Origin of the sequence: Pseudomonas sp. GM60 (assembly GCF_000282415.1) — a bacterium.
GTDB classification, from domain to species: domain Bacteria; phylum Pseudomonadota; class Gammaproteobacteria; order Pseudomonadales; family Pseudomonadaceae; genus Aquipseudomonas; species Aquipseudomonas migulae.
In genome coordinates, this window is the sequence record NZ_AKJI01000032.1 from 1 (window position 1) to 20390 (window position 20390).

Below are 20390 nucleotides of genomic sequence, written 5' to 3' on the forward strand. Positions count from 1 at the left end.
TTGCCGGCGATGGCGATTTCACAGACGCCATCGCCAGCAAGCCGGCTCCTACGGATCGCGGGGATATTCGAGATTGGGAATTCACGCCAAACCTGTAGGAGTCCGGCTTGCCGGCGATGGCGATTTCATGGACGCCATCGCCAGCAAGCCGGCTCCTACGGATTGAGGGATGTTCGGGATTGGGGATTCACACCAAACCTGTAGGAGCCCGGCTTGCCGGCGATGGCGATTTCACGGGCGCCTTCGCCGGCAAGCCTGGCTCCTACGGATCGCGGGGTGGCCGGGATCGGCAAGTCAGGCAAACCGCTTCAACGAAAACGCCGACAGGTCCAGGTCACTGCTGCCACGCACGCACCACTGCGCAACCGCCTCGCCCAATGCCGCGGAATGCTTGAAACCATGTCCCGAGCAGGCCGACACCACCAGGGTGTTTTTCAGTGACGGATGCTCGTCGATGATGAAGTGCGAATCCGGCGTGACGGTGTACGTGCACACCGCCGACTTGACCACACGCGAAGTCACGCCCGCGATCCGGCCGCGCACCTGACGTTCGTACATGTCGTGTTCTTCAGCGGCGCTGACGGTCCGGTCCAGCATGTCTGGCGAGGATTCTTCAGTGTATTGCTCCGTCGCGACCTTCACGCTGCCCTCGCCCGGTAACGGCGGGAAGCCGTAGAAGGACTGTGCCGGACCGTGGCTGAAGATGAACGTCGGTGACACCTCGGCAAACTCCGCGTGCTCTTCCTGTTCAAACCAGAACAACTTCTGCCGACACACCCGCAACAAGCGGTCAAACGGCTGCCCCAACAAATCCCGGGACCACATACCGGCACTGACCACGACTTTGTCGGCGCGGATCGTGCGCTGGTCGGTGGTGAGGGTGACGCCCTGCTCGTCCGAGCGGATGTGCGTGACGGTTTCGCCCTTGAACAACGTGGCGCCGTGTTCCTCGGCGAGCTGCAATTGCACCGCGATGCAGCGTTCCGGCCGGACGTAACCGCCACTCGGCTCGAAGTAGCCGACGGCAGTGTCCAGCACCTGGGAAAACTGCGGGAATCGCTGGCGAATCTGTTCGGCGGACAACACCTCATGCTCGATGCCATAGGTGTTCGCCAGTTGAAGGGTGCGGTTCGTGAAGTCGTTGGCATCGTCGGCGTCATAGCCGGGGCTGGAGCTCAACACCAGCACGCCGCACTGCTCGAACAGCGACTCGCCGGACAGCGCTTCGAGCTCTCGCCAGATCCGATGCGAGTTGCGGACAATGGGCACGTACGCCGCACCTTCGCCGACCGAAAGCCGAGTGATGCGCGTGTCCCCATGGCTGGAGCCCTGCGTGTGGGGAGGATGGTGGCGGTCGACGCCGATGACCCTGCCCCCGGATTTCGCCAGTTGATACACCGTCGCGGCGCCCATCGCGCCGAGTCCGAGCACCGCTACTTCACACCGATGTTCCATATCGTCACCGTCCCGAAAAGGATCATTTGAGTCTGAAAGCCGCTGAAAACTCAAGAGCGAAAGCAGGCGGCCTGAGCCTGCCGATTCAGGATTCATGTGAAATCCGACAACAGTGTTTGTCCGGTCGACCAATATATGGCCAAGCCATAAACACCTAGCATCGACTCTACCCAGCGAGCCATTGAAGTTGCCAGCAACTTGCTCGCTTCACCCTGGATCAACTGGTTGACGCGTATCGACAACTCTATCGGGCCCAACTTGGTGTTAAATAGCACGCTGTCGCGTAATGCAGTGCAACGAGAACGGATATGAGAACCCATTTTGAGAAAAGTGATGCCCCTGAGCCAACGCTCCCGCGTGATGGAAACATTCAACCCGTCACCCCTCAGCAGCCGGTGGTAAGCGCATGATCGAAGTCACTGAAGTGTCCATTGCCGAACTGCGCGCGGCGCTCGAATCCGGGCAGACCACCGCCGTCGAACTGGTGCAGGCTTACCTGGCCCGGATCGATGCCTACGATGGCCCGGACACCGCCACCGCGCTCAACGCCGTGGTGGTGCGCAATCCCGAGGCGCTCAATGAAGCGCGGGCGTCCGATGCCCGTCGGGCCAAAGGTCAAACGCTGGGGCCGCTCGATGGCATTCCCTATACCGCCAAAGACAGTTATCTGGTCAAAGGGCTGACCGCCGCCTCTGGCAGCCCCGCTTTCGCCCACCTGATTGCCTATCGCGATGCGTTCACCATCGAACGGCTTCGCGCCACGGGTGCGATCTGCCTGGGCAAAACCAACATGCCGCCGATGGCGAACGGCGGCATGCAGCGCGGGGTCTATGGCCGGGCCGAAAGCCCGTACAACGCTGACTACCTCACCGCTCCTTTCGCTTCGGGTTCGTCGAACGGCGCCGGGACGGCGACCGCCGCCAGTTTCGCGGCCTTCGGTCTCGCGGAAGAAACCTGGTCGAGCGGTCGCGGTCCGGCCTCGAACAACGGTTTGTGCGCCTACACGCCGTCGCGCGGGGTGATCTCGGTGCGCGGCAACTGGCCGCTGACGCCGACCATGGACGTCGTCGTGCCCTTCGCCAGAACCATGGCCGACCTGCTTGAAGTGCTCGACGTGGTGGTGGCGGAAGATCCCGACACCCGCGGCGATCTGTGGCGGCTGCAACCCTGGGTGCCGATTCCGAGCGTCGCCTCGGTGCGCCCGGCATCCTATGCCGAACTTGCGGCGAACACCGATGCACTCGTCGGCAAACGCCTCGGCGTTCCGCGCATGTACATCAACGCCGATCCCGACGCGGGCACGAGCGACGCACCGGGCATCGGTGGGCCGACGGGGCAGCGCATCAACACGCGTCCATCGGTGATCGGGCTCTGGGAAGAGGCCCGCAAGGCACTCGAAGCGGCGGGTGCCGAAGTGATTGAAGTCGACTTCCCGCTGGTCTCCAATTGCGAGGGTGATCGTCCGGGTGCGCCGACGGTGTTTACCCGAGGCCTGGTGTCGAAAGAGTTCCTGCATCATGAGTTGTGGGACCTGACGGCCTGGGCATTCGATGATTTCCTGCAGGCCAACGGCGACCCGAAATTGAACCGTCTGGTCGATGTAGACGGGCCGCTGATTTTCCCGCACGACCCGGGAACCCTGCCCAACCGTGAGGGCGACCTGGTCGCCGGCATGGACGAATACGTGCGGATGGCTGAGCGCGGCATCACCCCGTGGGATCAGATTTCCACAGTGCCTGATGGCTTGCGTGGGCTGGAAAAAACCCGTCGAATCGACCTGGAAGACTGGATGGATCGGCTGGGGCTCGATGCGGTGCTGTTCCCGACGGTGGCCGACGTTGCACCGGCGAATGCCGATATCGACCCGGCCTCTGCGGACATCGCCTGGAGCAACGGCATCTGGGTGGCCAACGGCAACCTCGCCATCCGGCATTTGGGTGTGCCAACGGTCACCGTGCCGATGGGCGTGATGCCGGACATCGGCATGCCCGTCGGGCTGACGTTTGCCGGCCGCGCCTACGACGATTCGACGCTGCTGCGCTTCGCCTCGGCATTCGAGTCGACGGGGACCAAGCGCATGATCCCGCCTCGAACCCCACCGTTGTCGGTCGCTAAAAAGTAGAACCGAGCGATTTCACAGGGCAAGGCGTTGGTCGAAGTTTTCTTCCTTGAGAATATCGAACAACGCCTGCGCCGCTGCCGACAACTCCACCCCAGGCTTGGTCAATACCCCGATCGCCCGTTCCACCACTGGGTCACGCAGGGTAATGCACCGCGCGCCCAACTCGCGCATCTGCCCGGCACACAACGCCGGCACCGCGCTCACCCCCAGGCCGCTGGCGACCATTCTCCCGACTGTCGCCAACTGATGGCTTTCAAACTCCACCGGCAACTTCATCCCCCGCGTTTGCAAGTGCTCCTCCAGCATCACCCGCACCGTCGACGGTCGCTGCAAGGTAATGAAAGGCTCTTCAAGCAACGTCTGCCAATCAATGTCTTCGCGTTCTGAAAAAGGCGAATCGAACGGCACCACCGCCACAAACCGGTCCCGGTACAACGGCGTGAATTGCAGCGACGAACTTTGCGTCGGTTCAAACGCTACGCCCAACTCGACCTGCCGATCGCGCACCATTTCCAGCACCTGCTCGTTGATCACGTCATTCACCGTGACGTTGACCTTGGGATACCGCGCGCGAAACGTCTTGAGGATCGGCGGCAGCAGGTTCCCGGCAAACGACGGCATCGCCGCCAGCGTCACGCGCCCGCGCTGCAGGGTAAAACGCTGGCGCAGTTCGTCCTCGACATTGTCCCAGTCCGCGATCAATCGGCGGGCCAACGGCACCAGGGACTCCCCCTCGGGCGTCAGCGCAACATTGCGCGTATTGCGGGTAAACAGCCGCCCTCCCAGGCCCTCCTCCAGCGCCTTGATGGTCAGGCTCAGTGCCGATTGCGACAGGTGCAATCGTTCGCAGGCGACGGCAAAGCTCAGACTCTGGGCCACGGCCAGAAAGGCGCGGATCTGCTTGACTGTCATAGGCTAACTGCTCCAGTAATGAGCTCAGGTACTCTCTGTAAGAGCATGGCTTGCCCGCGATGGCGTCCTGGAGATCGTCATCGCGGGCAAGCCATGCTCCTACAGGATTTATTGGTGAGTTTTATCTATCAATCAACCTTAAAAATCAACTTAACAAATAAATCCTCCAGCGCGACACTCCATCCCATACGGCTAGCCAGCCGCCCACAAAGAATAAAAGAGGTGCATATGGCAGGTTTCGACAAGCGCGTGAGTTCCTACGAGGAAGCTCTGGCAGGTCTTGAAGACGGCATGACCGTGATTGCCGGCGGCTTCGGCCTGTGCGGCATTCCGGAAAACCTGATCGCCGAGATCAAGCGCAAAGGCACCCGTGACCTGACCGTGGTTTCCAACAACTGCGGCGTCGACGGTTTCGGTCTTGGCGTGCTGCTGGAAGACCGGCAGATCAAAAAAGTAGTGGCCTCCTACGTCGGCGAAAACAAGCTGTTCGAAGACCAACTGCTGAAAGGCGAAATCGAAGTCGTCCTGACGCCCCAAGGCACCCTCGCCGAAAAAATGCGCGCGGGCGGCGCCGGCATCCCGGCATTCTTCACGGCTACTGGCGTCGGCACCCCGGTCGCCGAAGGCAAGGAAGTGCGCGAATTCCACGGTCGCAAGTACCTGATGGAAGAATCCATCACCGGTGACTTCGCCATCGTCAAAGGCTGGAAAGCCGACCATTTCGGCAACGTCATCTACCGCCACACCGCCCAGAACTTCAACCCGCTGGCCGCCACCGCCGGCAAGATCACCGTGGTCGAAGTCGAAGAAATCGTCGAACCCGGCGAGCTGGACCCGGCGCAGATCCACACCCCTGGCATCTACGTCGACCGGGTCATTTGCGGCACGTTCGAGAAGCGCATCGAACAGCGCACTGTGCGTAAGTGATCCCCTGCCCCCGGACCGAATGAAGGAATAACAACAATGGCACTTTCCCGCGAACAAATGGCTCAACGCGTCGCCCGCGAAATGCAGGACGGCTTCTACGTGAACCTGGGCATCGGCATTCCGACCCTGGTCGCCAACTACATTCCCGAAGGCATGGAAGTCATGCTGCAGTCGGAAAACGGCCTGCTCGGCATGGGTCCTTTTCCTACTGAAGAAACCATCGATGCCGACATGATCAACGCCGGCAAGCAAACCGTGACCGCGCGTACCGGCGCATCGATCTTTTCCTCCGCCGAGTCCTTCGCGATGATTCGCGGGGGTCATGTCGACCTGACCGTGCTCGGCGCGTTTGAAGTCGACGTGCAAGGCAACATCGCCTCGTGGATGATCCCCGGCAAGCTGGTCAAGGGCATGGGCGGCGCCATGGACCTGGTGGCCGGCGCAGACAACATCATCGTCATCATGACCCACGCTTCCAAGGACGGTGAGTCCAAGCTGCTGTCCCAATGCAGCCTGCCGCTGACCGGCGCCGGTTGCATCAAGCGCGTACTGACCGACCTTGCGTATCTTGAAATCGAAAACGGCGCGTTCATTCTCAAAGAGCGTGCGCCGGGCGTCAGCGTCGAAGAGATCGTCGCCAAGACTGCCGGTAAACTGATCGTGCCGGACCACGTTCCGGAAATGCAGTTCGCTGCCCAGTGAGGAATCATTCCATGCAAGAAGTCGTCATTGTCGCCGCCACCCGTACTGCCATCGGCAGCTTCCAGGGCTCGCTGGCCAATGTGTCCGCCGTAGACCTCGGTGCTGCGGTGATCCGTCAGTTGCTGACGCAAACCGGCCTGAACCCGGCTGAAGTCGATGAAGTGATCATGGGCCAGGTGTTGACCGCCGGCGCCGGGCAAAACCCTGCGCGTCAGTCCGCGATCAAGGCGGGCCTGCCGTTCACCGTGCCGGCCATGACCCTGAACAAGGTCTGCGGCTCCGGCCTCAAGGCCCTGCACCTGGCCACCCAGGCGATTCGCTGCGGCGACGCCGACGTGATCATTGCCGGCGGCCAGGAAAACATGAGCCTGTCCAACTACGTCATGCCCGGTGCGCGCACCGGTCTGCGCATGGGTCACGCGCAAATCGTCGACACCATGATCAGCGACGGCCTGTGGGATGCGTTCAACGATTACCACATGGGCATCACCGCCGAGAACCTGGCTGAAAAGTACAGCCTGACCCGCGAGCAACAGGATGCCTTCGCTGCGGCCTCGCAGCAGAAAGCCACGGCCGCCATCGAAGCCGGGCGTTTTGCCGATGAAATCACGCCGATCCTGATTCCGCAGCGCAAGGGCGATCCGCTGTCCTTCGCCACCGATGAACAGCCTCGCGCCGGCACCACCGCCGAAGCCCTGGGCAAACTGAAACCGGCCTTCAAGAAGGACGGTTCGGTGACCGCCGGTAACGCTTCGTCGCTGAACGACGGCGCCGCCGCCGTGATCCTGATGAGCGCGGACAAAGCCAAGGCCCTGGGCCTGCCGGTGCTGGCAAAAATCGCGGCTTACGCCAACGCGGGCGTGGACCCGGCGATCATGGGCATCGGCCCGGTGTCGGCCACTCGCCGTTGCCTGAGCAAAGCCGGCTGGTCCATCGACCAACTGGACCTGATCGAAGCCAACGAAGCCTTTGCCGCGCAATCCCTGGCGGTGGCCAAGGACCTGGAGTGGGACTTGAACAAGGTCAACGTCAACGGCGGCGCCATCGCCCTCGGTCACCCGATCGGTGCGTCGGGTTGCCGTGTGCTGGTGACTTTGCTGCATGAAATGATCAAGCGCGACGCCAAAAAAGGCCTCGCCACCCTGTGCATCGGTGGTGGTCAGGGCGTGGCACTGGCGATCGAACGGGCTTAACGCGTTCAACGGACGGCGCGGGGACCCACGAAGATCCGCGCCATCCGGCAACAACCCCGGTGTGACACACGTCGCACCGGGTTCCGGCAAAACCCTGTAGGAGCGAGACCGGCTTGCCGGCGAAAAACGTCAGGACAACGCGTTCATTCAAACGGCACGCGTTATCGTTGAAGTCCATCGCGAGCAGGCTCGCTCCTACAGGAACCGTGTGTCAGGCGAACTTCACGAGATTCAACACCGGCAACGGCCCACCCGGAAACTGCGCCAACCGCGCGCCGACACTCAATTCCCCAAGGTCAATCCCGAAGAAGCCCAAGCGCTCAGTCAACGCAACCACCTGAGCTTTCGCCTCGGCATCATCGCCCGACACAAACAGCACCCGCCGACCGCCCTCCGCCGCCGGATCACTCTCCAGCAAGCGCGCCGCCAGGTGATTGAACGCCTTCACCACCCTCGCCCCCGGCACCCATTCAGCAAACACTTCGCTGGATGTACGGCCGTGCAAATCCACCGCCTTGAACGACGGCGCCTCAATCGAGTTATTGGCGTCGATCACGATCCGCCCGCCGAAGTCCGGCAGACCAGCGAGTGCTGTCGGCAACTTCGACCAGTTGACCGCCACCAGAACGATTGGCTGGGCGGCCGCTTCTTCACGGGTGCCGGCGCGCGCCGTCGGGCCGAACTCCGCTACCAGCGATGCCAGCGTTTCAGGTCCACGACTGTTGGCGATGACGACTTCGATGCCCTGACGGGACAAGGCTCTGGCAAACGCTGAACCAATGGCGCCAGCGCCGATGATGCCGATAGTACTCATGGTGATTCACTCCAAGGGGTTGTCGTTGGCGTGAATACTGCGCTTGTCATTAGCCCTTGATTAGCGGGTAATGGCTTGAATGATTTTCAAGTATTCATAGCAGGTACCAGACATGGAAACCCTCGCCAACCTCGAATCTTTTGTACGCAGCGCTGAAACGGGCAGTTTTTCCGCCGCGGCACGTTTGCTGGCGCTGACACCCGCCGCGGTCAGCCGCAACGTAGCGATGCTGGAGCGCAATATGGGTGTGCGGTTGTTTCAGCGTTCGACCCGCAAGCTGTCGCTCACTGAAGCTGGTGAGGGTTTTCTGGCCAGCATCGGCGGCAACCTGGAGGCGTTGCAAGCGGCGATCAGTGCCGTGAGCAGCGATCGCGGGGAGCCGGCCGGTGTGCTCAAGGTCAGCCTGGCGCCGACGTTTGGCATCGGTCATGTGTTGCCGTTGTTGCCGCAGTTCCTGGCGCGTTATCCGTTGATTCGCCCGGAATGGCACTTCGAAAATCGCCAGGTGGACTTGATTGCTGAAGGCTATGACGCGGCCATCGGCGGCGGCTTCGAACTCACGCCTGGGGTCATCTCACGGACGTTGGCGGCGGCGGATATCGTCGCGGTGGCCTCACCGGCCTACCTGGCAGGACGCACGCTGCCGCGCACGCCGGCCGACCTGATCGGACACACCGGCATTGTGATGCGCGGCATTCGCACCGGGCGGATTCGCCAGTGGGTGATGCACGATCGAGCGGGCCATGAAGAGAGCGCCGGTCTGAACGAAAGCATCGTGCTCAACGATCCCGCCGCCATGCGTGAGGCAGCGCTCCTGGGGCTGGGGGTGACGCTGCTGGTATTGCCGGATGTCGTCACACACATCCAGCGCGGGGAACTGGTGCGCCTGCTGCCGGACTGGCACGCCGATGCGGGACCGATCTCGCTGTATTACCCGAGCCGGACGCTGATGCCGGCCAAGACCCGGGTGTTCATTGATTTTGTGGTTGAGGCGTTTCAGCGGTAGACCGTGTCATCGTTCATCGCCGGCAAGCCGGCTCCTACAGAAAATGGTGAACCCTGTAGGAGCCGGCTTGCCGGCGATGAGGCCAGACCTGTCACCCAAAAAACTGGAAGATCAACCAACTATTCGCCCCACTGATCACCGCAAACAACCCCCACGCCAACACCCGCGTCGGCAATCGATTCACAAACGGCCCCATCAACTTGTGATCATTGGTCATGCGAATCAACGGATACAACGCAAACGGCAACTGCAAACTCAACACCACCTGACTCAACACCAGCAGCTTGCCGATCGCGTTATCCCCCATCAGCCACACACCGATAAACGCCGGGATCAACGCCAGCCCCCGGGTAATCAACCGCCGCTGCCAGCAGGGAATCCGCAGGTTGAGGTAGCCCTCCATGATCACTTGCCCGGCGATGGTGCCGGTGAACGTCGAACTTTGACCGGACGCCAGCAACGCGACGCCGAACAGCACGCTGGCCAACGCGCCGCCCACCAGCGGGTCGAGCAAGTGATAGGCGTCCTGAATGTCCACCACATCGGTGTGCCCGGTCTTGTGGAAGGCCGCAGCCGCGAGGATCAGGATCGCCGCGTTCACCAGCAGTGCCAGCGCCAGGGAACCGATGGTGTCGATGCGCGCCAGTTTCACCGCGTCCTGCTTGCTGGCCAAGTCCTTGCCGATCATCCGGGTCTGTACGATCGAGGTGTGCAGGTACAAGTTATGCGGCATCACCGTGGCCCCGAGAATCCCGATGGCCAGGTACAGCGGCGCCGCATCGCCGATGGCCGACAGAGACGGCGTGAAACCCCGTGCGACGTCCGGCCAGTAAGGCTTGATCAACAACAATTCAACGAAGAAACACACACCGATGGTGCTCACCAGCACCAGCATGATCGCTTCCAGTCGGCGGAAGCCACGGTTCTGCAGGGCCAGCACCAGCAGCGTGTCGAACGCCGTGAGGGCGATGCCGACGCTCAGCGAACAGCCCAACAGCAGATGGAACGCCAACGCACAGCCGAGTACTTCGGCGAGGTCGGTGGCGATGATCGAGATTTCCGCCAGCACCCATTGGGTCCGTGCGGTCCGCGTGCTGTAGCGCTCGCGGGACAACTGCGCCAGATCGCGCCCGGTGGCAATGCCCAGACGCGAGCACAAACACTGCACCACCATCCCCGCCAGACTCGCCAACAACACCACAAACAACAGGCTGTAACCAAACCGCGAACCGGCCTCGATGGCAGTGGCCCAGTTGCCCGGGTCCATGTAGCCGATGGACACCAGCAAGCCCGGGCCGGCGAAACGCAGGACACGCTTGAAAAATGACGCGCGAGGGTCAACGGCAACGCTGCCCGCCACTTCCGGCGGACAAAACGGCGCAGTGGCGACTTTGGGCAAACTGAATTTCACGCAAACATTCCAGAAAACAGGCGGGAGGGCGCAGCTTAGACGTTTCGCGCTTTTCGGTGTACAGACAAAACGCAAAGATCGCCGCCGTTGCTTTTGCCTTTGTAGGAGCAAGCTTGCTCGCGATGGATTCAAGGGCGCCGCGTTTAATCAGGAAGCACGCGTTATCGTTAACGTCCATCGCGAGCAAGCTTGCTCCTACAAAAGCAAAAACAACGGCGGGTGATGTTCAGGGCTTGGCAATACCCAACAACTGCTCCCGCAATCCGGGATTGCTCGTGCGCGGGTCGAGCCAGATATCAAAAAACGCCCGGGCGAACACCGGGTCCGTCACCTCGTACTGCAACTGCGGGCCGACAAAAAAACGTGCGCCCTGCCCTGGCAAGTAAACCCCGATGAGTCGGGTCCCGGCCTGCACATCGACAAACGCCTGCTGCATCTGCGCCTGCCATGCCGCGAGTTGTCCGGCACTCACCGATGCGCCCGACAGTCGTTTGATTTCTTCGACGCTGGCCTGGACCAGATCGTCCCGGGAAATCCTGCGCTGATAAATCAGCTCCAGGGCGAACGGCTGGTCGCTCGCAAATGGCTGAGTGGCGCTCCACAGACGAGCGTTGTAGATATCGAAACCGAACATCCGGAACTCACCGGTGCCAATGATTTGAGCACCGGGTAAAGACTCCTGCCAATTGGCCAACGCGTGGTTGCCCAGCAATACCAACAGCCACAGGGTATGACGCAGAGGTGATCGTGGTCGGGTCATGATCGGCTCGATTCAGCGCGTATGGGTTCTGTTACTTATACGCATAAAGTGTTGCTGTACAAGCTTTCAGCTTTGTATACAAAAACAGCCAATCCTTAGAGCAATCTACTTGTCGCAATGCTAACGTTGCCGCTTCGCTAAGGTCGGAGGCGCCTACGTGCTGCTGCTCAAACTGCTGGTCATTCCCGGGTTTCTCTTACTGATCTCCCTCGCGGGCAAACGCTGGGGCCCGAGCGTTGCCGGTTGGCTGTCGGGGTTACCGGTGGTAGTCGGGCCGATTCTGTTTTTCCTCGCTATCGAACAAGGCGAAGTGTTTGCCGCGCAATCGGCGACCGCCGCGTTATCCGCGATGTTCGCGATGATTGCCTTCTGCGTAACCTACGCCCAGGTCGCCCAACGCGCGGGATGGCCTTGGGCGCTGACGGTTTCGCTGCTGGTCTGGGCGACAGCGGCGGTGGTGCTGTCGGTGATTCCACCGTCCCTGGTGTTCTCGGTGATCGCCGCCGCGACCGCGCTGCTGGCGGCGCCTTACCTGTTTCCCAAGGTGCAGCCGATCGTCTCCGGCCCGGCACCGAAGTCCGACAAATTGCTGCTGCGCATGATTGCCGGCGCCCTTCTCACTCTCGCGGTCACCTGGCTCGCCAGCACCGTCGGCGAACGCTGGAGCGGCCTGCTCGCGGTGTTCCCGGTGCTGGGCAGCGTGATGGCGGTGTTTTCCCAGCAAACCCGTGGCTCGGCGTTTACCGCCGCCTTGTTGCGCGCCACGGCCACCGGCATGTATTCGTTCAGCGCGTTCTGCCTGGTCCTGGCGCTGACCTTGCCGGGCATGGGCCTGAAGGCTTTTGGCCTGGGCGTCGCGGTGTCGGTCGCCATGCTCGGCGTCACCCGGCGCCTGTTGGCCAAACCGGTGGCAACGCCCGCAACCCGTTCAACTATTTCGAACGAGTAGAACAACAACCCCGTACGTCAATCGAACGGGTTTCGCCCACTATCAGCCTCAGTTCCTGACCAACCACTGACTGAGGCCTACACCATGAAATTCTTTTTCCACCCTTCGCCAAACCCGATGAAAGTCGCCCTGCTGCTTGAAGAACTGCAAACGCCGTACGAATTGATCGGCGTCGACACCTTCAAGGGCGAGCAACACCAGCCAGCCTTTCTGGCGATCAACCCGAACGCCAAAGTGCCAGCGCTGGTCGATGGCGACGCCACCGTGTTCGACTCCCAGGCGATCCTGTTGCACCTCGCGCAAAAACATCAGCGCTTCCTGCCGACCTCCGTTGCCGGCCAGGCCGAACTGCTGTCGTGGCTGATGTTCATCGCCACCGGCCTGTCGCCATTCTCGGGTCAGGCAGTGCACTTCTTGCACCACGCCCCGGAAGACCTGGCCTACGCAAAAAACCGTTACCTCAAGGAAGTCGAGCGTCATTACCGCGTGCTCGATCAGCGCCTGGCCGACCATCAATACCTGGCCGGCGACACCTATAGCATCGCCGACATGGCGCTGTGGGGCTGGGCCAATTACGCGCCATACATCCTCGGCGAAAACGGTTTGGCGGCGTACCCGAACGTCAAGCGCCTGTTCGATGAAATCAGCGCTCGCCCGGCGGCCGTACGTGCTCACGGCCTCAAAGAGAAGCTGGTACTGAAAGCGGAATTCGACGAAGAAACCCGTCGCAATCTGTTCCCGCAGAACCAGGCGCAGTAATCCATTCCCCCGCATGCGAAGGTGATGAAATGAGTGATCGAGTCGCGTTTATCGTTTACCTGCCAGCCAAACCGGAACGCTTCGCCGAAACAAAGGAGCGCCTGCTGGATGTGGTGCACCAGATGTCGGCCGAGCCGGACTTCGTCAACACCTGGGTCCACCAATTGCAGGACGAGCCGAACACTCTGGTGCTCTACGAAACCTGGAACTGCAGCAAGGATGACTTCATCACGCGTCACCTGAGCAAGCCGTATCGCCAGGACTATGAAAAGCTGTTGCCGGAGCTGTTGGCCAGCGACCGTCGGATCGAGTTTCTGGACGTGATCGAGAGCTACCCGGTGCGCCGCGACGTGTAACAGCGTAATCCCCGTGGTGAGGGCCAGCCTCTCACCACGGGCATCCCTATTACTCGGCGGCGTCGAGTTTATCCAGCGCCTGGTTCACCGCCAGCTCCCCAAGCATGATGACCTGCGCAATACCCAACAGCGAATTGCGACGGGTCCCCTCCATATGATCCGCCAGGTCCATGGCCATGACATTGGCCGATGCCAGCGACTCGCACGCATGGCTGAGCAGGGTCTGGACATCGAGCTCCGGATTGACGCTGAACATGCTGTGGAGTTGCCTTGGCGTGGCGTTGATCATGGCAATGTGCGCGGCAGGATTGGCGTAAAAGTCGAGGCCGAGTTTGATGGTCTCTTCGAGCTTCTCTTGGTCAGTGCTTTGGGGTGGAGCGGACAGGTCCGGGTTGGGGGGATTGGGTGTTGGTTTGGGCATAGATGGAGCTCCGATGCTACTTAGAAGGAGCCATCAACCTCTCGCTACCAAACGGAGGGTGGCGGCCATACGAAGGTTGGTAGACCGGGCATCGGAACCGGCGCCCCCGAAGGAGCCCTGCGCATGGCCACCATAAAGCACAGCCCTGAGAAAGGGCCGAACAAGGTGACGCTATGCGTCGATGCTGAGGGTCTACCAAACCCGATCACTGTGTTTTCAGCGACCGGAAAACAATAGAACCCACCCCAAAAGCGCACAAGCCGGCGGATTCTTACGTACCTGTAGGCAACGACGCAAGGTGTTGTAGCTTTCATGAAGTAACGCTGCGCGCGGTTAAACAAGCCTTCGTAAATACGTTGATTAGCCGTAAACGCGAGGTTCAAAAGCTTTTCGCTCACCAGAACCCGACCACCCGTTAGCCCACACTGGAATGCTCCACGACCTCCATGGGATGATCGCCCCCACCGCGAGACCACCCTGGAGATTTTGAATGTCACTGTTGAGTAAAAAAGCCGTTGTCCTGCTGCTGGCAGTGGCTGCCAGCCTGGGGGCTTTGAATGCACAGGCGGCTAAAGAGACAGCGCCCGCGCAGAACGTCTCGATGCTGGGCGGAAAATTCAAATTCAACCTGCCCAAGGGCTTCGTTGCCAACCCGCTGCCGGCGGACGCGACCGGTGCGAGTGGCACCATGTACACCAACGCAACCACGAAAACCGTAGTGATTGCCGCTGAAAACACCATTCCTGGTGGCGTCAACGCCAAGGACAACGACGGTGAATTCCTCGATACCACGGCGTCCGACTTCGCCACTCAACAAGCCAAGGCACTGCCGGATTTCACCAAGCTCAGTGAGAAAAGCCTGACCCAGAAAGGCACCGGCCTCGGTCTGCGGGAGATCGACAGCATCGCCACCCAGGGCGGCGGCAAGACCCTCGATACCACGCTGATGGCCGCCTCGGGCACGCGCATGGCGCTGGTAAAGGTGATTTCCCGTCTCAGCGACAATGCCGGCCACGAAGCGCTGGTTAAACAGATCGTCAGCGGCAAGTAAGGCTCAGGGGTTGAGGCGCTGCAACCAGGCGCTCAAATCCTGCATTTCGGCGGCACTGATGTTGTGGCCAACGCCTGGGTAGGCATGAAATTCGGGCTTGAGTGACAGGCTCTGCAACAGGCTGTTCGCCTCGGTGCCGTCGTTGAAGGGAAGGCGTTTGTCCGCCGTGCCATGCCCGATGAAAATCGCCAGCTTCTGAAGTTTTTCATCGGGTTTGAGCTCGGACTTGAGCACCGGCAAAATTCGCCCGCTCAACGCCGCGATCCCGCCCACGGCTTCGGGATGACGCAACGCGACCTCGTAAGACATGATCGCGCCCTGGCTGAAGCCCACCAGGTAAACCTTGTTCGGTACTGTGTGATATTTCTTCGCAGCCTGTGCGACGAAATCCAGCAACACCGGGCCGCTGGCCTTCAGGTCATCCGTCTCGCCGTTGTAGGCACCTTCTCCCTTCTTGCGAAACCACTGATAGCTGCCCTCCTCCATGACCATCGGTGCGCGCACCGACAGGTAGTTGTAGTGGACAGGCAATTCATCCTTGATGCTGAACAAGTCCTGTTCGTTACTGCCGTAGCCGTGGAGGAAAATCACCAGGGGTTGATTGACCGATTCGGGGTTGGCCTGCTCCAGGTATTTGAGCGGCAGATCGGTATGCAGCGGGGTTTCAGCGTGGACGGCGGCGGACGCCAGGAGTGTCAGCAGAGCGAGAACCTTCAACATAAACCTTCCTTCACAGAGCGCAGGATTCGGGGTTGAGCCTAACATCTCTTTCAAGCAACACACGCCCCCCTGTAGGAGCTGGCTTGCCAGCGATGGCGGCCGCAAGGGCACTGCCAAATTCAAGGGCCTCATCGCTGGCAAGTCGGAACGCCGCCCGCAGCGCCTACAAGTGTATCGGCGTTAGTCGTTGATGAGTTTGCCAACCCGAATCGCCTCACGCCCAGCGACTTTCGCCTGCCACGTCCCCGGTTGCGTATACCGCCCGCGATCAATCGCAAACAACACACCACTGGTGCCGGCGCGTACGGTGGTCACCCGGTCGCTCAACGGGTCAACCACTTCAAACAGTGCATCGCCCTTCTCGACCCATTCACCGGCCTCGCGCAGGAAACTGACCACGCCATGATGCGGCGCAAACAGGTATTCCGTGCCTTCAAACGGCATGCCTTCACAACATTCACTCGGTGCCGCCGGCCAGGTGCCTTTGATAAAACCCTGTTCGGCAAGGAACCCGAGAATGGCTTCACAATTGGCCTGGGCCTGATCGACCCGGGTATCGCCCATGCTGCCCAGCTCCAGTGTTGTCGCCAGGTTGGCCGGTGGAATCGCCGCCTCGGGGAATGCCCTTGCCAGGCGCAGCCATGGCGAAGAACAGGATTCATCGAAAGAACTGCCGCCGGAATCCTCACACAGCAGCGCAACGCCCGCCTTCAGTCGAGCCGCCAGGGACTTCCATTGCGACCAGTGTTGCGGCAGCGCATAAATATGAATCGCCGCTTCGAAATCGCAATGCAGATCGAGGGTGATGTCGGCGTCACAGGCATGGCGCAGCAGCAAGCGATGCATGGCTTCCAGCTGCGACTTCGGTGCAGGCAAACCGTCGAGAACCTGGCCCATGGCCTGACGAATCAACGCGATGTTGGCCTGGGCATCGGCGCCCAACTGATCACCGATCAGCTCGCCGACCGGCGAGCTCAGTTCAACGAACGAACGGTTGAAATTCTTGCCACTGCCGAGTTCGAAACGGCCCATGTGGCTGCCTTGCAGGTGCTGGTCCAGGCCGATGGGATTGGCCACGGGAACCAACTCGATCACGCCTTGCAACTGACCTTGGGCTTCGAGTTCGGCCAGGCGTTTTTTCAGCTCCCACGCCGTGCGCATGCCCGGCAGTTCGTCCGCGTGCAGGCTGGCCTGGATGTAGACCTTGCGCGAGCCCGTGCCGTAACGAAATACGCTGAGGGTGCGTTCGGAGCCCAGGTGGCTCCAGGGCAATGGGTGGTCGATGCGTTGCATAAAAACTCCTGTCGAAACCGACGCTCAGGATCACGAAACCTGTAGGAGCTGGCTTGCCGGCGAAGGCGATCCAACAGTCACATTGATGTTGAATGTGCGGCCGTCATCGCTGGCAAGCCAGCTCCTACAGGAAAATATGTTGGCAAAAAAAAACACCGGCACATAAAAAAAGTGGCAACCGCCTACACGGTTGCCACTTTCTTATACGGCTGGATTACTCGCCGTAAACATCAAAATTGAAGTACTTGTCCTGCACTTGCTTGTACTTGCCGTTGGCACGGATTTCAGTGATGGCGGTGTTGAATTTGTCCGCCAGCTCTTTATCACCCTTGCGCACAGCGATGCCGGCGCCGCCGCCGAAGTACTTGGCGTCTTCGTAGGTTGGACCCACAAAAGCGAAGCCCTTGCCTGCGTCGGTTTTCAGGAAACCGTCGTCGAGGTTGACCGAGTCGGCCAGCATCGCGTCGAGGCGACCGGAGACCATGTCCAGGTTGGCTTCCTGCTGGGAGCCGTAACGCACCAGGACAATACCGGCCGGTTGCAGCACTTCAGTGGCGAAGCGGTCGTGAGTACTGGCGCGCAGCACACCGACTTTCTTGCCCTTGAGCTCGGTCAGCGGATCCTTGACGTCGGTGCCTTCCTTCATCACGAAGCGCGCCGGGGTGTGGTAGTACTTGATGGTGAAATCGACGTTTTTCTTGCGGTCGTCGGTGATGGTCATGGACGACAGGATCGCGTCGATTTTCTTGACCTTCAGGGCCGGGATCAGGCCGTCGAACTCTTGCTCGACCCAAGTACATTTCAGTTTCGCCTGCTCACACAGCGCGTCGCCGATATCGACGTCGAAACCGGTGAGTTTGCCGTCAGGGGTTTTCATCGAGAATGGCGGGTAACCGGCTTCGATACCGATGCGGATCGGCTTGGCGTCATCGGCCACAGCGGTCAGGGACAACATCGACAGTGCCAGGGCACCGAACATCACTAGCTTCTTCATTTATAACTCCTGTGGGCGGAGGCTTTTATTGGCAGCGTTCGATTGGTAGCGTTCGGTCAGCGCTTTTTTGTTGGAGAAAACCGAAGTGGCGGGCAGTCTAGAGCGGCTTCAGGCGCGTAAATTGTGCATATGCGACAAATACTTATAAAAAAGGCGAGCTGAATGAACGATGAGATTCGCACCTTGAACCTGATCCAGCACCACCCCGCCGAAGGACCGGGTGCAATTGCCGACTGGGCTGCCTCCCGGGGATTGTCGCTGAACGTCTACCGCGCCGACCTCGGTCAATTGCCGCCAGTCAGCGCGGAACCGGCGGTTTTATTGGGCGGGCCCTATGAGTCCAACGCCGGCCCCGCATGGCTGGAGGCTGAACGCCAGTGGCTCGCGCGCAGCCTGGAACAGGGCGCGGCGGTGTTTGCGATTTGTCTGGGGGCGCAGCTGTTGGCGCTGAGTCTGGGCGGGAATGTGCGGCGAATGGATCGGACCGAAACCGGCTGGACGCCAGTGCGCTTTGCCGATGGCCAGGTATTGAAGGTGCTGGAATGGCACGAAGACGCCATCGACTTGCCGCCTGGCGCGCAGCTACTGGCCAGCAGCGCGCAGTGCAAGCAGCAGATGTATCGCGCAGGGCCTGCGCGGGTGGGTTTGCAGTTTCATCCGGAGTGGAATGCCGAATCGGTGGCAACGCTCAATGCGCACTTTGCCGATGAATCGCCGCTGCCACGAGGAGCACCGGACAGCGCCGCCCATGCCGCCGTTTTTGACTGGTTGCAGGCGACGCTGGATGAGTGGTGGGCGGTAGCCAAAGATCGCAAGAACACCCCAAAACTGTAGGAGCCAGCTTGCTGGCGAAAGCTCTGGAAACTTACGTCGATCCTGAGGCCGCCATCGCTGGCAAGCCAGCTCCTACAAGGGAATGCCAGCTCCTACAAGGGAATGCATTTCATGTCGGAACTGCGTTTTCAGCATTCGCAGCCGATGGCGGTTGGCCGTTGCACCTCAGTACTCAACTCAAACCCTTCATCCAGCCACCCGGTCACTCCGCCGATCATTTCCTTGACCGGGTAGCCCAGAGCCGCCAGTTTCACCGCGGCCTTGTTGGCACCATTGCAATGCGGCCCGGCGCAATAAACCACGAACAGCGTGGATTTGGCATAGCCAGCCACCCGCTCAGCAGTCAGCAGTCGCCCCGGAAGATTGATCGCGCCCGGCACATGACCACGCTCGAACGCCAGCGGACCGCGCACGTCCACCAGCACAAAATCCACTTCACCTGCCTGCTGGCTGCCGTGGACGTCGGAACAATCGGTCTCAAAGGTCAGACGGTTGCTGAAATGCATCAGGGCAATGGCCGATGGGGCGGCGGGAATGTTGCGGACCAGGCTGGTCATGAGCGGTACTCCAACGTTTGGGTGGGTGTGAGAAGACTTTATCCGCCGTGCGCTTGCGGCTAAAGTGGCGCACAAGACACCTACCGGGAATTTTCCGCCAAATGCAGCTCAGCCCTGGATTAGTCGCGATTCTGGCCTACGACGGCCTCTGCACCTTCGAATTCGGCATCGCCGTGGAGATATTCGGCCTGGCGCGACCGGAGTTCGATTTCCCGTGGTACGAACACCGGATCGTCGCCGTGGATCAGGGCCCGATGCGCGCCATGGGCGGCATTCAGGTGTTGGCCGATGGCGGCATGGAACTGCTCGGCGACGCCCGAACCATCATCATTCCCGGTTGGCGTGATCGCAACGCTGCGGTGCCTGAAGCGTTGATTACCGCCCTGCGCCAGGCCCATGCGCGAGGCGCACGGTTGCTGTCGATCTGCTCAGGCGTGTTCGTCCTGGCAGCGACCGGTTTGCTCAACGGTCACGGTGCCACCACGCATTGGCGCTACACCTCGGAACTGGCGGCGCGGTTCTCGAACATCCTGGTGGACCCTGACGTGCTCTACGTCGACTCGGGCCAACTGATCACTTCGGCGGGCAGTGCTGCTGGTATCGATGCGTGCCTGCATTTGGTGGCACGGGATTTCGGCACTCAGGTGGCCAACTCGGTGGCACGACGGCTGGTGATGTCGCCGCAACGCACCGGCGGCCAGGCGCAGTTCATTCCGACGCCGGTCAGTCCTACGCCGCGCAGCGATCTTTCCCGCGTGATGCAGTGGGTTCGGGAGCGTTTGCATGAACCGCTGGAGGTCCGCGACCTGGCCAGCGAGGCGGCCATGAGTGAACGGACATTCCTGCGTCGGTTTACCGAAGCCACAGGCATGCCGCCCAAAGCGTGGTTGCAGCATGAACGCCTGGCGCGGGCCCGTGAATTGCTGGAGAGCACGAGCAGAAACACCGACCAGATCGCCGAGCAGTGTGGTTATCGCTCGGTGGAAAGTTTCCGGGTGGCGTTTCGCAACGTGGTCGGCGTGCCGCCGTCGGTGTATCGGGAGCGGTTTGGGCGGGAGGCCAGCACGACGGTTTGAGGTGCACTCAAGGGCCTCATCGCGAGCAGGCTCGCTCCCACAGGGGACCGTGGATATTGGAGATCTACTGTGGGAGCG

At 60.9% G+C, this 20390-nt stretch carries 21 protein-coding genes; 11 read left to right on the forward strand and 10 right to left on the reverse strand.

What is annotated here, in order from left to right; translation table 11 throughout:
- Positions 1-294 precede the first annotated feature (294 nt).
- Entirely contained in the window at positions 295-1455 is a 1161-nt protein-coding gene (gene solA, locus PMI32_RS21315; RefSeq protein WP_008026713.1) for an N-methyl-L-tryptophan oxidase, read from the reverse strand.
- A gap of 406 nt (positions 1456-1861) precedes the next feature.
- Between solA and PMI32_RS21310 the strand changes: the two genes are divergently transcribed.
- Positions 1862-3577: an amidase gene (locus tag PMI32_RS21310; RefSeq protein ID WP_008026714.1), complete on the forward strand. Its 1716-nt coding sequence runs from the start codon at positions 1862-1864 to the stop codon at positions 3575-3577.
- A gap of 12 nt (positions 3578-3589) precedes the next feature.
- Here PMI32_RS21310 and PMI32_RS21305 read toward each other — a convergent pair whose 3' ends face one another.
- Complete coding sequence (locus tag PMI32_RS21305) at positions 3590-4489, reverse strand: LysR family transcriptional regulator (RefSeq protein WP_008026715.1); 900 nt, start codon at positions 4487-4489, stop codon at positions 3590-3592.
- A 228-nt stretch (positions 4490-4717) separates the two neighbouring features.
- Between PMI32_RS21305 and PMI32_RS21300 the strand changes: the two genes are divergently transcribed.
- From PMI32_RS21300 to PMI32_RS21290, 3 genes are read left to right on the forward strand one after another with little or no spacing between them, the layout of a single operon-like run.
- Positions 4718-5416, forward strand: coding sequence for a CoA transferase subunit A (locus PMI32_RS21300; RefSeq protein ID WP_008026716.1), 699 nt, complete (start codon positions 4718-4720; stop codon positions 5414-5416).
- 36 nt (positions 5417-5452) lie between these two features.
- Positions 5453-6118, forward strand: coding sequence for a CoA transferase subunit B (locus PMI32_RS21295; protein ID WP_008026717.1), 666 nt, complete (start codon positions 5453-5455; stop codon positions 6116-6118).
- A gap of 11 nt (positions 6119-6129) precedes the next feature.
- Complete coding sequence (locus PMI32_RS21290) at positions 6130-7311, forward strand: acetyl-CoA C-acetyltransferase (protein WP_008026718.1); 1182 nt, start codon at positions 6130-6132, stop codon at positions 7309-7311.
- A gap of 211 nt (positions 7312-7522) precedes the next feature.
- Here PMI32_RS21290 and PMI32_RS21285 read toward each other — a convergent pair whose 3' ends face one another.
- Positions 7523-8125, reverse strand: coding sequence for an NADPH-dependent F420 reductase (locus PMI32_RS21285; protein ID WP_008026719.1), 603 nt, complete (start codon positions 8123-8125; stop codon positions 7523-7525).
- 112 nt (positions 8126-8237) lie between these two features.
- Between PMI32_RS21285 and PMI32_RS21280 the strand changes: the two genes are divergently transcribed.
- The gene (locus PMI32_RS21280; protein WP_008026720.1) at positions 8238-9131 is read left to right on the forward strand and encodes a LysR family transcriptional regulator; all 894 of its coding nucleotides are present in this window, start codon (positions 8238-8240) and stop codon (positions 9129-9131) included.
- Positions 9132-9222: 91 nt separating this feature from the next.
- On the opposite strand, the gene PMI32_RS21275 is transcribed toward PMI32_RS21280, so the two are convergent.
- Both PMI32_RS21275 and PMI32_RS21270 read right to left on the reverse strand, forming a co-directional pair.
- The gene (locus PMI32_RS21275; protein ID WP_008026721.1) at positions 9223-10542 is read right to left on the reverse strand and encodes an Nramp family divalent metal transporter; all 1320 of its coding nucleotides are present in this window, start codon (positions 10540-10542) and stop codon (positions 9223-9225) included.
- A 226-nt stretch (positions 10543-10768) separates the two neighbouring features.
- Entirely contained in the window at positions 10769-11302 is a 534-nt protein-coding gene (locus PMI32_RS21270; protein WP_008026722.1) for a chalcone isomerase family protein, read from the reverse strand.
- Positions 11303-11459: 157 nt separating this feature from the next.
- On the opposite strand from PMI32_RS21270, the gene PMI32_RS21265 reads away from it, so the two are divergent.
- From PMI32_RS21265 to PMI32_RS21255, 3 genes are all read left to right on the forward strand, one after another.
- Entirely contained in the window at positions 11460-12251 is a 792-nt protein-coding gene (locus PMI32_RS21265; protein ID WP_008026723.1) for a hypothetical protein, read from the forward strand.
- Between the two features lie 84 nt (positions 12252-12335).
- The gene (locus PMI32_RS21260; protein ID WP_008026724.1) at positions 12336-13010 is read left to right on the forward strand and encodes a glutathione S-transferase family protein; all 675 of its coding nucleotides are present in this window, start codon (positions 12336-12338) and stop codon (positions 13008-13010) included.
- A 29-nt stretch (positions 13011-13039) separates the two neighbouring features.
- Positions 13040-13366 (forward strand): putative quinol monooxygenase, encoded by a 327-nt coding sequence (locus tag PMI32_RS21255; RefSeq protein WP_008026726.1) that lies wholly within the window; start codon positions 13040-13042, stop codon positions 13364-13366.
- Positions 13367-13415: 49 nt separating this feature from the next.
- On the opposite strand, the gene PMI32_RS21250 is transcribed toward PMI32_RS21255, so the two are convergent.
- A complete protein-coding gene (locus tag PMI32_RS21250; protein ID WP_008026728.1) occupies positions 13416-13787 on the reverse strand; it encodes a DUF6124 family protein in 372 nt (123 codons plus the stop codon).
- Positions 13788-14277: 490 nt separating this feature from the next.
- Here PMI32_RS21250 and PMI32_RS21245 point away from each other — a divergent pair, with 490 nt between their 5' ends.
- Positions 14278-14838, forward strand: coding sequence for a DcrB/PsbP domain-containing protein (locus PMI32_RS21245; protein ID WP_008026731.1), 561 nt, complete (start codon positions 14278-14280; stop codon positions 14836-14838).
- Between the two features lie 3 nt (positions 14839-14841).
- On the opposite strand, the gene PMI32_RS21240 is transcribed toward PMI32_RS21245, so the two are convergent.
- From PMI32_RS21240 to aotJ, 3 genes are all read right to left on the reverse strand, one after another.
- Positions 14842-15558 (reverse strand): alpha/beta hydrolase, encoded by a 717-nt coding sequence (locus PMI32_RS21240; RefSeq protein WP_008026732.1) that lies wholly within the window; start codon positions 15556-15558, stop codon positions 14842-14844.
- A 180-nt stretch (positions 15559-15738) separates the two neighbouring features.
- Positions 15739-16851 (reverse strand): M14 family metallopeptidase, encoded by a 1113-nt coding sequence (locus tag PMI32_RS21235; protein WP_008026733.1) that lies wholly within the window; start codon positions 16849-16851, stop codon positions 15739-15741.
- Between the two features lie 214 nt (positions 16852-17065).
- The gene (aotJ, locus tag PMI32_RS21230) at positions 17066-17845 is read right to left on the reverse strand and encodes an L-arginine-binding protein AotJ (protein ID WP_008026734.1); all 780 of its coding nucleotides are present in this window, start codon (positions 17843-17845) and stop codon (positions 17066-17068) included.
- Positions 17846-18019: 174 nt separating this feature from the next.
- Between aotJ and PMI32_RS21225 the strand changes: the two genes are divergently transcribed.
- Positions 18020-18679 carry a type 1 glutamine amidotransferase gene (locus PMI32_RS21225; RefSeq protein ID WP_085989734.1) on the forward strand — a complete coding sequence of 220 codons (660 nt, stop codon included), beginning with the start codon at positions 18020-18022 and terminating at the stop codon, positions 18677-18679.
- Between the two features lie 128 nt (positions 18680-18807).
- Here the strand turns inward: PMI32_RS21225 and PMI32_RS21220 are convergent, their stop codons facing one another.
- Entirely contained in the window at positions 18808-19236 is a 429-nt protein-coding gene (locus PMI32_RS21220; protein ID WP_008026736.1) for a rhodanese-like domain-containing protein, read from the reverse strand.
- A gap of 101 nt (positions 19237-19337) precedes the next feature.
- On the opposite strand from PMI32_RS21220, the gene ftrA reads away from it, so the two are divergent.
- A complete protein-coding gene (ftrA, locus tag PMI32_RS21215) occupies positions 19338-20312 on the forward strand; it encodes a transcriptional regulator FtrA (RefSeq protein WP_008026737.1) in 975 nt (324 codons plus the stop codon).
- Positions 20313-20390: the final 78 nt, after the last annotated feature.

What these genes read in the sequence shown, in the direction of transcription:
- PMI32_RS21285 (WP_008026719.1), bottom strand. Translation starts at nt 8,125, where the DNA reads ATGAGTACTATCGGCATCATCGGCGCTGGCGCCATTGGTTCAGCGTTT.
- PMI32_RS21240 (WP_008026732.1), bottom strand. Translation starts at nt 15,558, where the DNA reads ATGTTGAAGGTTCTCGCTCTGCTGACACTCCTGGCGTCCGCCGCCGTC.
- PMI32_RS21300 (WP_008026716.1), top strand. Translation starts at nt 4,718, where the DNA reads ATGGCAGGTTTCGACAAGCGCGTGAGTTCCTACGAGGAAGCTCTGGCA.
- PMI32_RS21245 (WP_008026731.1), top strand. Translation starts at nt 14,278, where the DNA reads ATGTCACTGTTGAGTAAAAAAGCCGTTGTCCTGCTGCTGGCAGTGGCT.
- PMI32_RS21270 (WP_008026722.1), bottom strand. Translation starts at nt 11,302, where the DNA reads ATGACCCGACCACGATCACCTCTGCGTCATACCCTGTGGCTGTTGGTA.
- PMI32_RS21280 (WP_008026720.1), top strand. Translation starts at nt 8,238, where the DNA reads ATGGAAACCCTCGCCAACCTCGAATCTTTTGTACGCAGCGCTGAAACG.
- PMI32_RS21250 (WP_008026728.1), bottom strand. Translation starts at nt 13,787, where the DNA reads ATGCCCAAACCAACACCCAATCCCCCCAACCCGGACCTGTCCGCTCCA.
- aotJ (WP_008026734.1), bottom strand. Translation starts at nt 17,845, where the DNA reads ATGAAGAAGCTAGTGATGTTCGGTGCCCTGGCACTGTCGATGTTGTCC.
- PMI32_RS21235 (WP_008026733.1), bottom strand. Translation starts at nt 16,851, where the DNA reads ATGCAACGCATCGACCACCCATTGCCCTGGAGCCACCTGGGCTCCGAA.
- PMI32_RS21310 (WP_008026714.1), top strand. Translation starts at nt 1,862, where the DNA reads ATGATCGAAGTCACTGAAGTGTCCATTGCCGAACTGCGCGCGGCGCTC.
- solA (WP_008026713.1), bottom strand. Translation starts at nt 1,455, where the DNA reads ATGGAACATCGGTGTGAAGTAGCGGTGCTCGGACTCGGCGCGATGGGC.
- PMI32_RS21260 (WP_008026724.1), top strand. Translation starts at nt 12,336, where the DNA reads ATGAAATTCTTTTTCCACCCTTCGCCAAACCCGATGAAAGTCGCCCTG.
- PMI32_RS21295 (WP_008026717.1), top strand. Translation starts at nt 5,453, where the DNA reads ATGGCACTTTCCCGCGAACAAATGGCTCAACGCGTCGCCCGCGAAATG.
- PMI32_RS21220 (WP_008026736.1), bottom strand. Translation starts at nt 19,236, where the DNA reads ATGACCAGCCTGGTCCGCAACATTCCCGCCGCCCCATCGGCCATTGCC.
- ftrA (WP_008026737.1), top strand. Translation starts at nt 19,338, where the DNA reads ATGCAGCTCAGCCCTGGATTAGTCGCGATTCTGGCCTACGACGGCCTC.
- PMI32_RS21305 (WP_008026715.1), bottom strand. Translation starts at nt 4,489, where the DNA reads ATGACAGTCAAGCAGATCCGCGCCTTTCTGGCCGTGGCCCAGAGTCTG.
- PMI32_RS21255 (WP_008026726.1), top strand. Translation starts at nt 13,040, where the DNA reads ATGAGTGATCGAGTCGCGTTTATCGTTTACCTGCCAGCCAAACCGGAA.
- PMI32_RS21290 (WP_008026718.1), top strand. Translation starts at nt 6,130, where the DNA reads ATGCAAGAAGTCGTCATTGTCGCCGCCACCCGTACTGCCATCGGCAGC.